The sequence below is a fragment of the Acinetobacter sp. LipI_15 genome (assembly GCF_058242865.1).
Window position 1 is genome coordinate 2,212,313 of sequence record NZ_JBZAYN010000001.1, and the last position, 13,457, is coordinate 2,225,769.

At 40.1% G+C, this 13,457-nt stretch carries 15 protein-coding genes and 1 other RNA gene; 5 read left to right on the top strand and 11 right to left on the bottom strand.

Annotated elements, in window-relative coordinates:
• Positions 1–68: 68 nt before the first annotated feature.
• The 4 genes from AC4CU0_RS10590 to AC4CU0_RS10605 are packed head-to-tail and all read right to left on the bottom strand — an operon-like array spanning position 69 to position 3,124.
• On the bottom strand, positions 69–941 hold the full coding sequence (locus tag AC4CU0_RS10590) for an alpha/beta hydrolase (protein WP_490743114.1): 873 nt from the start codon (positions 939–941) through the stop codon (positions 69–71).
• A 25-nt stretch (positions 942–966) separates the two neighbouring features.
• The gene (locus AC4CU0_RS10595; RefSeq protein ID WP_078192932.1) at positions 967–1,665 is read right to left on the bottom strand and encodes a BON domain-containing protein; all 699 of its coding nucleotides are present in this window, start codon (positions 1,663–1,665) and stop codon (positions 967–969) included.
• Positions 1,666–1,725: 60 nt separating this feature from the next.
• Entirely contained in the window at positions 1,726–2,133 is a 408-nt protein-coding gene (locus tag AC4CU0_RS10600; RefSeq protein ID WP_078193291.1) for a YraN family protein, read from the bottom strand.
• Between the two features lie 46 nt (positions 2,134–2,179).
• Positions 2,180–3,124, bottom strand: coding sequence for a penicillin-binding protein activator (locus AC4CU0_RS10605; protein ID WP_180170273.1), 945 nt, complete (start codon positions 3,122–3,124; stop codon positions 2,180–2,182).
• A gap of 10 nt (positions 3,125–3,134) precedes the next feature.
• Between AC4CU0_RS10605 and rsmI the strand changes: the two genes are divergently transcribed.
• Both rsmI and AC4CU0_RS10615 read left to right on the top strand, forming a co-directional pair.
• Positions 3,135–3,977 carry a 16S rRNA (cytidine(1402)-2'-O)-methyltransferase gene (rsmI, locus tag AC4CU0_RS10610; protein ID WP_078189168.1) on the top strand — a complete coding sequence of 281 codons (843 nt, stop codon included), beginning with the start codon at positions 3,135–3,137 and terminating at the stop codon, positions 3,975–3,977.
• 105 nt (positions 3,978–4,082) lie between these two features.
• The gene (locus tag AC4CU0_RS10615) at positions 4,083–4,505 is read left to right on the top strand and encodes a hypothetical protein (RefSeq protein WP_490743115.1); all 423 of its coding nucleotides are present in this window, start codon (positions 4,083–4,085) and stop codon (positions 4,503–4,505) included.
• Between the two features lie 113 nt (positions 4,506–4,618).
• Here AC4CU0_RS10615 and AC4CU0_RS10620 read toward each other — a convergent pair whose 3' ends face one another.
• The 6 genes from AC4CU0_RS10620 to AC4CU0_RS10645 form a co-directional block, all read right to left on the bottom strand.
• A complete protein-coding gene (locus AC4CU0_RS10620; protein ID WP_078189169.1) occupies positions 4,619–4,867 on the bottom strand; it encodes a hypothetical protein in 249 nt (82 codons plus the stop codon).
• A gap of 174 nt (positions 4,868–5,041) precedes the next feature.
• Positions 5,042–6,286: an FAD-dependent monooxygenase gene (locus tag AC4CU0_RS10625; RefSeq protein WP_490743116.1), complete on the bottom strand. Its 1,245-nt coding sequence runs from the start codon at positions 6,284–6,286 to the stop codon at positions 5,042–5,044.
• Positions 6,283–7,491: a 2-octaprenyl-6-methoxyphenyl hydroxylase gene (ubiH, locus tag AC4CU0_RS10630; RefSeq protein WP_490743117.1), complete on the bottom strand. Its 1,209-nt coding sequence runs from the start codon at positions 7,489–7,491 to the stop codon at positions 6,283–6,285. Before ubiH ends, AC4CU0_RS10625 begins: the two co-directional genes overlap by 4 nt.
• A gap of 382 nt (positions 7,492–7,873) precedes the next feature.
• Positions 7,874–9,049 (bottom strand): tetratricopeptide repeat protein, encoded by a 1,176-nt coding sequence (locus AC4CU0_RS10635; protein ID WP_168378079.1) that lies wholly within the window; start codon positions 9,047–9,049, stop codon positions 7,874–7,876.
• A gap of 208 nt (positions 9,050–9,257) precedes the next feature.
• Positions 9,258–10,592: a Xaa-Pro aminopeptidase gene (gene pepP, locus AC4CU0_RS10640; protein WP_490743118.1), complete on the bottom strand. Its 1,335-nt coding sequence runs from the start codon at positions 10,590–10,592 to the stop codon at positions 9,258–9,260.
• Positions 10,593–10,694: 102 nt separating this feature from the next.
• Positions 10,695–11,312, bottom strand: a complete 618-nt coding sequence (locus AC4CU0_RS10645; RefSeq protein WP_490743119.1) for a UPF0149 family protein — start codon at positions 11,310–11,312, stop codon at positions 10,695–10,697.
• A gap of 64 nt (positions 11,313–11,376) precedes the next feature.
• On the opposite strand from AC4CU0_RS10645, the gene AC4CU0_RS10650 reads away from it, so the two are divergent.
• The 3 genes from AC4CU0_RS10650 to ssrS all read left to right on the top strand — a co-directional run bounded on the left by AC4CU0_RS10650 (position 11,377) and on the right by ssrS (position 12,500).
• Positions 11,377–11,928 (top strand): hypothetical protein, encoded by a 552-nt coding sequence (locus AC4CU0_RS10650; RefSeq protein ID WP_180135624.1) that lies wholly within the window; start codon positions 11,377–11,379, stop codon positions 11,926–11,928.
• 2 nt (positions 11,929–11,930) lie between these two features.
• The gene (locus tag AC4CU0_RS10655; protein WP_168378082.1) at positions 11,931–12,218 is read left to right on the top strand and encodes a cell division protein ZapA; all 288 of its coding nucleotides are present in this window, start codon (positions 11,931–11,933) and stop codon (positions 12,216–12,218) included.
• 99 nt (positions 12,219–12,317) lie between these two features.
• Positions 12,318–12,500, top strand: a non-coding RNA gene (gene ssrS, locus AC4CU0_RS10660) — 6S RNA.
• Positions 12,501–12,972: 472 nt separating this feature from the next.
• Here ssrS and AC4CU0_RS10665 read toward each other — a convergent pair.
• Positions 12,973–13,440 carry a hypothetical protein gene (locus AC4CU0_RS10665; protein ID WP_490743120.1) on the bottom strand — a complete coding sequence of 156 codons (468 nt, stop codon included), beginning with the start codon at positions 13,438–13,440 and terminating at the stop codon, positions 12,973–12,975.
• Between the last annotated feature and the right edge of the window lie 17 nt (positions 13,441–13,457).

Here is a 13,457-nt window from a genome sequence, read left to right on the forward strand (position 1 = left end):
AAAAAAGCAGTAAATAAAAAACCGCCATACTTGGCGGTTTTTTATTCTCAATCATTTAACCACAGACATTAAGGTGGACTAATTTCATCGAGTACACGCATGATTTCAGCTTTGGTTTTAAAGAAGCGACTAAATAAACTCGAAACTGAACCAATCATCGTGATATGCCCAACACGAGGGATTTGAATCAACTGACTGTGGTTGCCTGAGGCTTTTAATCGACGATCAAAATCTTCACTATTGCTATGGCCAACGATATTGTCTTTATCCGCAGTGAATAGATAATGCTTCACTTGATTTTGCTCAACAAAATAATATGGCATCACTTGTTGATACGGTACATTTTGATCAAAGGCATCTGCACAAATCGGATCACCTTTATAATCAAAATGATATGGCCCTGCCAATCCCACAATTGCACGAATATTCTCTTTCACTTGTAGCTGATAAGGCGTCGGATGATACAGTGCAGACATGACATTAAATGCCCCTGCCGAATGTCCCATTAACACCACATTTTCCACTTCAATCTGCAACTTATGCTGAGACTGCGTCAAATAGTTTAATGCAAGGCTAAGATCATCAATTGAAGCCGGAAAAATATACTCAGGTGCGAGATGGTAATTGATGACAGCAACATCGAAGCCTTCTTTTGCAAAAGCTTCACCAATGAATCCATAGTCCTTTTTGTCACCATGCATCCACGCTCCACCATGTACAAACACGATGAGTGGACGTTGCTGACGAGGTGCTGACGTGCGATACAAATCTAGGCGATGGCGCGCTTTTAGACCATAAGGGATATTGTGTTGAACATGATATCCTTGTTTGGGTGTCAGTCGATTTAATGCATAACTGCCAAAATCATATAACCGAAAATTTCGGTATAAAGATTTAGCCAAATCCATTTTTTGCTGAAGCCGCAGAGACCATTGATTCATATTTTACAGCATCATTTCCGACATTTTATTGAGCATTTGGATCAACAGCATCCGGATCTATCGCTACAGGCGTTTGTACTTCAGGTTGCACATTACCTACAGCAGGTGTGGTGTAACTTGAGTTAATTGAACGTGCCTGTGGATTTGGGTTCTGATCAATATTATCGATTAAAGTGACAATTCGCGTTACATTACCCACTTGTTGCAAGATTTGATTTAAGTCTGTGATTTCCGCACTGTTTAAACGGCCCATCACATAAAGAACAGCATCTTCAGTATGAATGTGTACTTTGCTGTCAGATACCACAGGCGCTTTCATAATCAAACCACGGGTATTCGCAGTGACCGCAGTATCTTGCATTATGGTGCTATAGCTGATCTGATTACCCACTGTAATATAGTTATGTACAGTTTTGACATCACTCATTGAACGGACATTTTCTTCTGCCAATTCTTTTAAATGATTATCTGGCACTTGCCCAGTCAATAAGACATTGCCATGAAAACTTTCAATATTGACACGTGACTGTTTAAAACGAGTATCTAATTTATATAAGTTAATTTTTGCTGTTCGAACAATGGAAGAGTCAATAAAAACTTGTCCCAATGAGCGTGCGCCGCTTTCAGTTCCTACAGGTGCTGATCCTGTTCCATTCGAAATAAAACTCGCACAGCCAGATAAACTTGCGACACAAAGCATCGTTATTGCAATACGCTTAACCACTCAGCACGACTCCTCAAATTTCCACACGTATTTTTCTATGCGTTTACACAGTTTGTTTTATCAAAGATTAATCAACTCTTGATCAAAAGTAAAAGCATTTTCAATCCATTGCTGATGATACGGGTATTTAGAAAAGTCTTGCTGTAGTGTTTTTGCAAAGTGCTGATAAAAATCAAAACAAATTGCATCAAAGCGACAATAATAATTTTGAAAATGTGACTGTTCATTTAAAAAATGCAACGCAGTCTTCATCATCTTACGTTGTTTATGAATAGAGATACTTTCGATGGCTTGAGCATAACGGGTATGAGAACGAGCTTTAACTTCGATAAACACCAATTCTTGACCACGTGTGACGATCAAATCAATTTCACCATAACGACTATGATAATTCTGTTGCACCTGTACATAGCCTTGCTGCTCAACCAAACGTAGCGCTTGCTGTTCTGCCCACTGTCCCAGATTCATCTGTCCTATATTCATCTGCTCTAAGTTTAGCTGCATCGTTTCATCCCTATAGTGAGATCGCTACGATGCCTTTTTTACTTCGCTCATAGCAGTGAGGAACACGCTGAATATTGTTTTGACTAATTTTGATTAGTCCTGTTCGCCCCTGAAATTCCATGCTTTTTAATTTCGGTTCTTGCAAATATTGTTTTGCGATATGCCATGTGTCTCCGCCAAAAGCTAAAAGACGTTGATATGGCATATCTACTGGGTTTTCCTCATAAGCTCGGATCAGGTCAGGCCAACGCGCGCCATGCAATGCAGGTGCATCACAAAATTTCAGCCCTACAGGAATGGGCTTTGTGGCTTCAATCGCATTGGCAACGGTATATAGTTTTGCTTTAGGTAGTTTTTTTTGACTGTTTAACCATTCATTATTGCCCAGCAACAGCACCCCTTGATTTTTGTCCAGCTTCGTTGGGAGCTGTTCAACCACATGAATCGGCACTGAACTTTGGCTGATTAAAGACATGAGCAATAATTCATGTTCTGCCTCAGTTGCAGGCTGACGTAACACTAACACTTGCGCTAATTTGTCTTTTTCGAAGACTTTTTGGAGTGCTAAAGCATCATCACGTTTTGATAGACTGTACTGCCAGACGTTTGGAATTTGGCTCGTCGTTTCATTTAAAGCCAACACGCGGACTTTAGGCTTTGCTTTTACAAGTGCTTCAACATCTTGGCGTGCTAAAGGGCCAATCACCAATTGAGTTTTTTTATTGACCTGTTGCTTCAATATCGCTTCAATTTGCTTTTGATTTGAATCTACAAACTTAATGGGTACTTTGTAGTCTGACGATTGATATGCACTATTGAAACCTTGCTTAATACTGGATGCGGCTCGCGCCATAGGGCCAGATTCAGGTAGAATGACCAAGACGTCTGCCTGTGCAGCAGTAAACAGACTGCTTAAAAGGCAAAGACCCAAAATTTTGTTCTTATTATCCAACATGGAGAAACCTATGAGTGCTCAGTTATTTGTTGTTGCAACTCCAATCGGGCACTTAGATGATATTAGTTATCGTGCAATTGAGGTATTGAAGTCGGTTAAAATTATTGCCGCCGAGGATACACGAACTTCAGCACAATTACTTAAACATTTTAGTATCAATACGCCTTTAACCGCCTGCCACGACCATAACGAAAGCAACAAAATAGACCAGCTCATTGAACGCCTCGAAAAGGGTGAAAATATGGCGCTAATTAGTGATGCAGGTACGCCCTTGATCAGTGACCCCGGCTTTAAATTGGTTCGTGCTGCACAAGAAAAAAATATTCGTGTCATTCCTGTGCCGGGTGCCTGTGCTGCCATTGCAGCTCTCAGTGCTGTCGGCCTACCCAGTGACCGTTTTAGTTTCGAAGGCTTTTTACCGTCTAAACAGTCACAACGTCTTTTAGCACTGGAAAAACTGAAAGACGAAACTCAAACCATGATTATTTATGAAGCGCCGCACCGTATTGTGGATTGCCTAAAAGATATGTCGAATGTCTTTGGTGCCGATCGTCCCGTGGGCTTTGCACGTGAAATTACCAAAACATTTGAAACCATTAAAAAAATGTCTTTAGGTGAATTGGTTCATTTTGTCGAATCTGATCACAATCAGCAAAAAGGCGAAATCGTTTTGGTAATTGGTGGTGCGACCGAAGAAAAAGACCTAGAGCAAGAAAAGTTAGACAAATTGTTGACGCGTTTACTTCAAGACTTGTCCGTTAAAGCTGCCTCTCAGTTGGCTGCAGATTTAACTGGGATTAAAAAGAAAGTGGCCTATCAACGCGCTTTAGAGTTAACCCAAGCGAACGATTAAGCTTAATTTTTTTTATTTTTAATTTGAACCGCTTATGGGACCTACGGGCTCTATAAGCTATCCCATACAATAATTTAAATAGAATGAAAAAAAGTTGCTTATAACATGTCCATAAATCTGTCTGTCAAAAAACCGCTGGTGTTCATTCTCTTTAATCTGGTTTGGCTCACGGCTCTTGCACATATTATTTATACTGGCATTCAACCCTATCCGCACTATATTAGTGGCGAGCAAATGACGGCCGATCATAGCGCGATTACGATGGTCTGTGGATATTGTTCCCTCTATTTTGTAGTCGGTAATTTACTCAAACTGAGCCAATTTTGGGATAGGCATAGCTATTGGGCTTATGTCATTTTAAGTGCGGTATTACTTTTTCAATCTTTTGTTGCTGCTGTGGCGGCCATGCATGCACCGCCGTATATTGCTGCATTCATTATCAATTGTATGTTTTTGCTATTACTGCATTTTGTGTTCTATCCTATTTACGCGATCAGTCGTAAATATATGAAGCCAAAGACGACTTAAAATAACTACACAACGTCATAACTAAACATGCTTAGTTTAAAAATGAATGACCTTCAGCCTCGCACAAGCGAATGAAGCAAAAAAACACCACATGACGTGGTGTTTTTTCATTTTTAATCTTTTGCCGATTCGTCTGGAGGGACTTCGGTAATACGACCACCACGCGCTAAGAACGCCGCAACTTCATCTTCAAGCGCCTGACGTTGTTTTAGTTTTGCAGTCACTGTTAATGTTTCAGCTTCAGAGGTGTCACCGTCAGAGGCAGAATCAGCTGCGTCACCTGCACCTTTTTCAGCTGCTTGTGCTTCATCTTCATCAACTACTGAATCTTCTGGATCATCATAATCGTTCATATCAGTCATTGTGTTCTCCCCGCGAATGACTTCTGTTTGCCAGCGAATGGCTGGTTTTAAATTAACAGAAATTTAGCAATCTCTGAGCATTTCGACTAGTACCCACAATCAAAAAATCGTATCTTTTTTAATCAAAATCGTAACCTTGTTTATACGACTGTCTAAAAAATATCAGACTTTGACCTAAGCTGCGTAGATTGTATCTTTTAAAATACTCAGACCATTGGCTTGAGTCATAAACGCATCTTTAAGAACAGTCTGATTTTCCACTTGTTTTAAACCAAAGTTTCGCGCCCACACCACAGGAGAAAAAGTAGTAGTTTCTAACCAACCAATTGCGGACATACTATGCATCATGGCATCGTTTTGCCCTTTACGACGATGTTCATAACGCTTCAAACTTTGTTCATGTGCCCATACACCCCGTTTTTTATCGGTCAAAAGCACATCGCAAAGCACTGCTGCATCTAAACAGCCAATATTCACGCCTTGTCCTGCAAGCGGATGAATCACATGGGCCGCATCTCCAATCAGCGCTAGACCATCATGAACGTATTGCTGTGCAGCTCGTGCCTTCAATGGAAATTTGGCACGTGGCGTTGCTTCTAAGACCTCGCCGAGCATGTGATGGCTTTCTCGAGTGAGCAACGCAGTAAATTCCACATCGGATAAAGCGACATATTCATCGACATAATCATCTGGTAAGGTCCACACAATGGATTGCCAATAACCGCTTTCTTCTTTTTTCAGACTCGCCATCGGCAAAAATGCCAAAGGCCCAGTTTCTAAGAAAATTTGACGCGCTACATGCTGATGCGGTTGGGCGGTTTTAATTGCACAGCTCACACCCGCCTGTTTATAGTCCAAGACATCTAGATCGATGAAAGCTTGCTCACGGACAAATGAGTTTGCACCATCTGCTCCAATCACCAGTTTTGTTTTGAGCTGGGTACCATCTGCGAGGTGAATGATCCATACACCAACGCCACGCTCAACTCGACTTACCTTGACTTGGGTTCGGTAGTCTTCTAGTTGTTCTAGCATTTTTTCTTGAATAGCTAAATTCAAAACACTTGGTTCGACCATTGAACCTAAAGCTTGCTCAACTGATGGCGTTTGCTCTGTAGCATGGCCAAAATTGATTTCGCCATAGCCATTTTTATTCCACACCTGCATGCCTGTATAAGGCTGCTGACGAGCAAGCTTTTCCCAAACACCCACGGTCTTGAGTAAATGAATAGTGGCTTGACTGAGCGCCAAAACTCGAGGATTCGCAATACTTTTGGTTTTTTCTGCATCCAATATAGGTGCCGCATCCAATACCGTAGCCTGCACACCGCCCTGCGCCAATAACAATGCCGTTAAACCACCGACCAAGCCACCGCCGACAATCACAGCATCCAGTACATCTGTTTGATTGAAACTCATGCTTTTAGCCCCATTGCATAATTCGCGACCAAAGGCTTGATCCCCGGAATGGTGTCAAAGGCAACTAATCCTGTATTGCGAATGAGTTTTAAAATTGGATTCTGGTTGCTAAAACCACGTACAACTGAATCACAGAATTTAATCACCCGCTGCTGATCGGTCAGGCGCGATTTTTCATAATCCAGCAACATAGCTGCATCACCCAAATCTGCACCTTGGGTACTTTGCTCTGTTAAATAACGGCGCAGTACATAGGCATCACGCATACATAAGTTAAAACCCTGACCCGCCACTGGATGAATGGTATGTGCAGCATTGCCCATCAGCACTACACGGCCGACAGCTTGTTTTTCTGCAAGCACTTGGGATAATGGGAAGCTGAAACGTTTACCCGTTTTTTGGAATTTACCTGCACGGTCGCCATAGGTTTCTTGTAAGGCATCTAAGAAGTGCTGATCATTTTCATCACCCATCCACTCGCCTTCAGTTCCTTTAGGAACAGGCCAAACCACTGAGCGGCGGTATTCACCCGGAAGTGGCAATAGCGCTAACGGGCCAAGTGGACTAAAGCGCTCGAAACCGACATGAGCATGCGGTTTAGAGGTTTGCACCGTAGTGACAATCGCCACTTGGTCATAATCATGCACCGATGCGCCAATACCTAAGGCTTTACGGCAGAATGAATCACGGCCATCGGCGGCAATCACAATTTTAGATTGTAGTTTGAGCTGTTCTTCAGCACGCTTTGCTTCAATATAGGCATGGTCTGCATCTTGCGTCAGTGAAGTCACTTGCACGCCATCAATTAATTCGATTAATGGTTGTTTTTTGACTTCTGTGAGCAACACACGACCGAGCCATGCATTTTCAATGACTTGTCCAAAGCTTTCGACTTTTTCTTGTTCTGCTTTTAGTCGTGCCTTACCAAAACTGCCTTGCTCTGTAATATTCACCTCTAAAATAGGCGTGGCATGTTCTTGCAAAGCATCCCACAGACCAAGTTCTTGATAAATCTGCACCGTACGGCGTGACAAGGCGCTGTTTCGCGCATCAAAACTAGAGTGATAAGGCGCAAGGTTTGCATCATCATAATTTGGGTATTTAATGGCTTCTAAAAGTTTTACGCCAATTTTGGCTTTGGCCAACATGAGTGCCAGACTTAAACCGACCATACCACCACCGACAATGATGACTTCTTGCTGCATGCTTACTTCCTTTTTTATCAAGTATTCGAATTTAGGAAATTCACTCGAAATACATATAATCTGTAATGGATTTTATCTTACATCAAGGGCATGATTTTTTATAATGAAATACAAATTTGTTGCGGGTATTTGCACTGAATAAATACAAAATAAATCATCTCTCGCCGTAAATATTCATCTCAAAAAATAGCGAATCACTTAAAATCACAATAAAAATGACTGAGCCGATTAAATTTCCGGCTCAACCACAGATCATTTTAATTTCAAGCATCAGCTTCCTCATTCAAATGATTCACATCGCCCTTCATAAAAAGTGCCTTGTTATTCTGCCTAACTGATGTTACGCAGTAACATCAGTAATTTAAATAAGGTGCTTAGGAAGTTAAGCATTAAAATACTGGATTAATTTCTGTAATCGAATTTCTGCATCTTGATTAAAAGCATTCGCCGCTTGGTGATACCAGCGCTTTGCTATCTTTAAGTCTAGATTTACACCATTACCCAGCTCATACATTAAACCAATTTTATAGGGGGCAATTGCACAGCCTTGTTTTGCCGATTGCTTGTACAAGTTCATAGCTAGATTATAATCTTGATCAAGAATTTCGCCCTTTTCATATATTTCAGCAAGGGCCGTTCTTGCGTTTATATTTCCCTTTTCCACTGACTGATTCAGTAGATCTAAAGCAATATGAACCTCTGTTTTACATGGTTTTTTGAACAACAGCGCTGCTAACTTCAGCATCGCCGCATCATCCCCTTGATCAACCGCTTTTTGATACCATCCTTGTGCTGTTAAATCATTTTTTTCGACGCCGCATCCCATTTCATACATTTCACCCAATTTAATTTGGGCTGCAATATCCCCTCTTGATGCTAAACTTAAATAATCATCATAAGTACGCTGATTGTTATACTTAAACTTTATTTTCTTTACTGGATTATAATCACTATCAAAGATTTCAAAACCGACATAGATTTTAAAGAGTTCAATCAATAACAGCCGAACCAATTGAGTATGATAAATTAAATGATCCTTTTCGCTAAAATAATAATATTGATAATAGCTTTCCAAATCTTCATTGATCTCTTCTTTTAAACTGTTTAAATCAGTCATCCATTTTTTTTGAATTTTGCCATTTTCAACATATTCGTATAAATATCTTGTTGAAAAGTTTAACCATTCTTTTTCAAAATCTTGTATTTGCCCATCCATGTAAAGTTCATCTTCTTCCGCTTGAATGACACATCTAATTTCTGCACCCTCTTTATAAAGCGCATAGCTATAGCTTGAATTTGTGTCTGCAAAATCAAAGAATATCATCCATTTAATCGGTAACCCACTGCTCAGCAAGCTGCTCCATTTTTCAGGTTCAGTAAAAGCAAAATGCGCTAATCCGGCACTATTGATACAAACAACATGATCCGTCAGCCACTCTATATCTAATGCAGATTTTGAGTTTTCTTCAAAATAAACCAGCCAATCATTTACCAGTCTTTCTATATCCTGTTGATTGCCATTAAAGGGAATAACCACCCCAGCTTTTCTAACGCCCATAATTATGATTAAAATAAAAAATTTATACGATTAATTTTAAAAGACTTATATCTAATTTTTGTAAAAACTTAACATCAGAAAATCAACTACATTGCTAATTAACATTGTCTGTATGATTAGTATTTATATGACTGCTTATAGATAAAAAAAAGCCGATCATCTGACCGGCTTTTTTACTGATGTTACTGCGTAACATCAGTGTATTAACTTAAGCAGCTTTAGCTTTCGTCATCAGTGCTTCAATCTCTTCTACAGATTTCACCACTGCAGCGGTTAATACACGTGGACCATTTTGAGTTGCTACAACATCATCTTCAATACGGATACCAATACCACGCCATTTTTCATCAACCGTTTCATCATCTGGCGCAATATAAAGACCCGGCTCAACAGTCACCACCATACCCTCTTCATAGGCACGCCATTCACCGTCTTGTTTATATGAACCAACGTCATGCACATCCATACCCAGCCAGTGACCTGTACCATGCATATAGAACTGACGGTAACTTTCTTTTGCGATGATTTCGTCAATATCGCCCTGCATGATGCCAAGATCCAGTAAGCCTTGAACTAAAATACGCACTGCAACGTTATGCGGTTCTTTATAAGAGTTACCGATACGCACGGCATCAATCGCCGCAATTTGCGAATCGAGCACAACATTATAAAGCGCTTTTTGTTCAGGGCTGAATTTACCGTTGACTGGGAAGGTACGGGTAATGTCTGAGGCATATAGCTGATATTCACACGCTGCATCAATCAGTACCAAATCACCATCTTTGAGTTCTTTGTCATTTTCCACATAGTGCAAAATGCAGCCATTTTCACCACCACCGACAATGCTGTTATATGACGGTACACAGCCGTTTTTACCAAAGACATAATTCAGTTCTGCTTCTAGTGCATATTCCATCATGCCCGGTTTAACCGTTTGCATGGCGCGGGTATGCGCTTCTGCTGAAATATCCGATGCGATTTGCATCATTTCAAGTTCATCTTCAGATTTGTGCAGACGCATTTCATCAATAATACGATCAAGCTGAATCACTTGTGCAGGCGCACTCGCACCTTTGCGTGATTCACCACTCGCTGTTGCAATCCACTTAGCAACACGTGCATCGAAATCAGCTTGCTGACCTATTCGATAGAACAATTTATCTTTATTTTGTAATTTTTCTAAAATTTCTTCATCAAGCAAATCAATTGCATAAGCTTCATCGGCTTCATAATCATCTACTGCCCCATCTACACCCACACGGTAACCATTCCAAATTTCCATTTCACGGTCACGTTCACGGCAGAATAAAGCGTAGCTATAACCTTCTTCTTCGCTATCAAAGGTTTCAATCACTGCAACCGCTTCAGGTTCAGCAAAACCTGTTAAATAAAAGAAACTACTATCAGCTCGAAATTTATAATCTGCGTCGCGATTACGCATGGCTTCTTTGCTCGTGGCAATAATTGCGATGCTGCGTAAGCCCATTTCACCTGCAAGGATGTCACGACGTTCCTGAAAATCTGCTTGAGTTAATTTCTTCATGGATATGCTTCTTATACGTTTGGACTATGATTGATTTAATAGGATGATGAACTCCTTAGATAGAGTCCATCATCTATTAATTATTAATGCAAAAAGAATGCCTTAACTTGGACGGTGTGGAGTGAACATTTCAACCACATTGCCCGCTTGAGCCGATGAATTTTTAGCACTCAGTTGTAGCAACGGTGTTTCTGAAACATCTACTTTGGTACGTCCCATAGACAGGCTTACTGGGATTAAACGAACAAATTCGTATAATTCCTGATAGCTTTCTTCACCTTCTTCATCATCATCTGAATCTTCAAATTCTACTGAAGCGACATCTTGTAAATGCTCAATCAATTCTTGTTCATTGGTACGCAGATGTCCTGCCGCTAAACCAAAACCAAGAACCACACCTGCACACCAGTCTGCCAAGGCTTGCACACGTTCACCAAGTAAGTGATCATCATCTGGTAATAAAGGAAGATAGTCGAGTTCATCATCTGAAAGAGAATGAGCTACATCTTCTGCTTCTTCAGTTAACAATGCCAATGCATCTTCATCTAATTCAGCAACATCAAGCGTTGCTAAAATTTGTTGCCACTCTTCACGACTCGGTGGTTGTGACACACAAACTATACCGGTGAGTAAACCATGTAACTCACTTGGGCTTGAAATTTCTTCAATTTTAGAAAAATTCTGGGACCAATCTGACCAACCTGAAATATCGTCTTGCATTCGCTTATCCAATCTCTATACTTCGTATATATTACCTTTGTTTGCAAGACTGTGCGACTACGTTATGTTAGAAGAATTACAGCGTCTCCAAGCGCATATTAGCGTTTTAAAAACGCGACTGGCGCAATTTGAAAGCGAAAATGGTGCCTTACAAGATGAGAAAAACTCATCTAATGAGCAGCATCATGCTCAAATTGTACATAAGAACGGTATTATCACCTCCAAACAAGAAGAAATTGAAACACTGAATGAGCAATTAACTGATTCACGTGCTCAACTTCAACAGCTAAATACTGATGCAACTGCTTTGGCTGACCGATACAGCCGCCTCGAAAAAAGCTGTACTGATCTAAAAAATCGTTTTCAGGAAATTTTAGCAGAGCGTAATGAGTTACGTATCGTTAAAGAAAAGATGCAAAATGAACAGCGTCATGCTCAACAAGAAATTCAAGGTTTGCAGCAAGAACGTGAACGTTTATTACAAAAAAATGAACATGCTAAAGCAAAAGTTGAAGCGATTATTCAACGTTTAGCTATTTTAGGTACAGCTCAAGATCAACATGCGCAAGAAATTCAACAATTGGCACATCCGACTGAAAGTAATGAGGAAGTTTGATCATGAGTGAACAAATTGCAGTTGATTTAAAAGTTCTAGGTCATAGTTTCCGTTTAGCGACGACCTCTGACCAACAAGCAGATTTAGAACGCGCAGCACAATTACTGAATGACAAATACGATGAATTTCGTCGTAAAGCGCCACGTATGGAACCGAGTAAGCTGATCATTATGGTCGCACTTGAGTTAATGCAAGAAGTCCTGTCAATGAATAAGAGTTTGCAAGAATATGCAAACTGCGAACTTTTGTTGCAAAATATTTTGGAACAAGTGGAAGAATTGACTGATTAATCGGTGGTTTAGTGATTATACTTTGCCCGATTGCTTCATTTTAAACACTTTGTCAGTGTTTGGTGATTTGCCAATAACGCTGAATTCGTTATACTGAGCACATCTCTGAGGTGTTCGCCAGCTAGGTCTAATCCCCTGCCGATACTTAAACTTATGGATGTGTTCTGTATATTCTGAGCGTATGCCCTCCTCGAGTGGGAAACCCAGCGAGTGTACGTCGCGTCCACCTTGAACTCATCGGGTTCAGGGTCACGACATTTGCAGCGGCATCTTCGGAGTGTTTATCTTCCAAGTCATTAAATGAATTTTCAGCATTCAACTCAATTCAAAAATATTCTAAAAAATTCACTATTCTATTTCTGCGCTATTCGACTCCTGTTCTTTTCTTAAAAACTGATGTTACGCACATAAAAGTAATTTCGCATTTTTAAAATAATTTTAAGCCTATTCGACGGAGTCTTACATCTAAGGATTAAATAAAGAGATTAGCCTTCGGCTGGAGATACTTTTGTTTCGGCAAAAGTACCCAAAACCATTGTCATCCGCAAAACTCGTTCACTACCGTCAAATTATTCAAAGCATCACAAAAACATTTTTGATTAGAAGTAGTCCTGTCTTAAACACTTGCGGATGACGTTACCGCGTATCGTTGTTTTATTTGAAGCAAATTGCGCTTTGATGTTACTGCGTAACATCAGTTAAAAATTTTTATTCAAGTTTGTTCACCTTCAAAAGCTTATTTAATCCGCCTTATTCAATCTTTAAGTTGTTCTAGTTTGGCTTGTTGCCCATCTAAAAATCGATCCATTTCAGGCAGTATTTGGCGTAAATATTGAATAGATGAAATGGCTTCATCCACGTTCACGACGCCTTTTTCAACCAATCTGTATTGTTGCTCGAGTAAAGCGAGTACTTGATTTTGATTCGGCTGCTGCCCCTGACTCATTTGCGTATTTATTTGCTGAAATTCTTGAAATACTTGTTCACGTTGTTGTAATAACTGGATGTGCGTTTCCTTATCTTGTCTTTCTTGTATTTGTTTTGAACTTTGATCATTTAAAGCATTTTTAGTGGTTTGTACTGTAAGCGGGTTAAGAACTTTTTGTTTATCTAGTTGAATCTGTTCCTGCTCTATGTGCTGTTGCCGTGGTTTTAAAAACTGAATCATCAACAATAAAATTAAGCTAACCATTAAGCCTAGAACAATCCATTTCTTATACATGATCCAATCTCTAAATA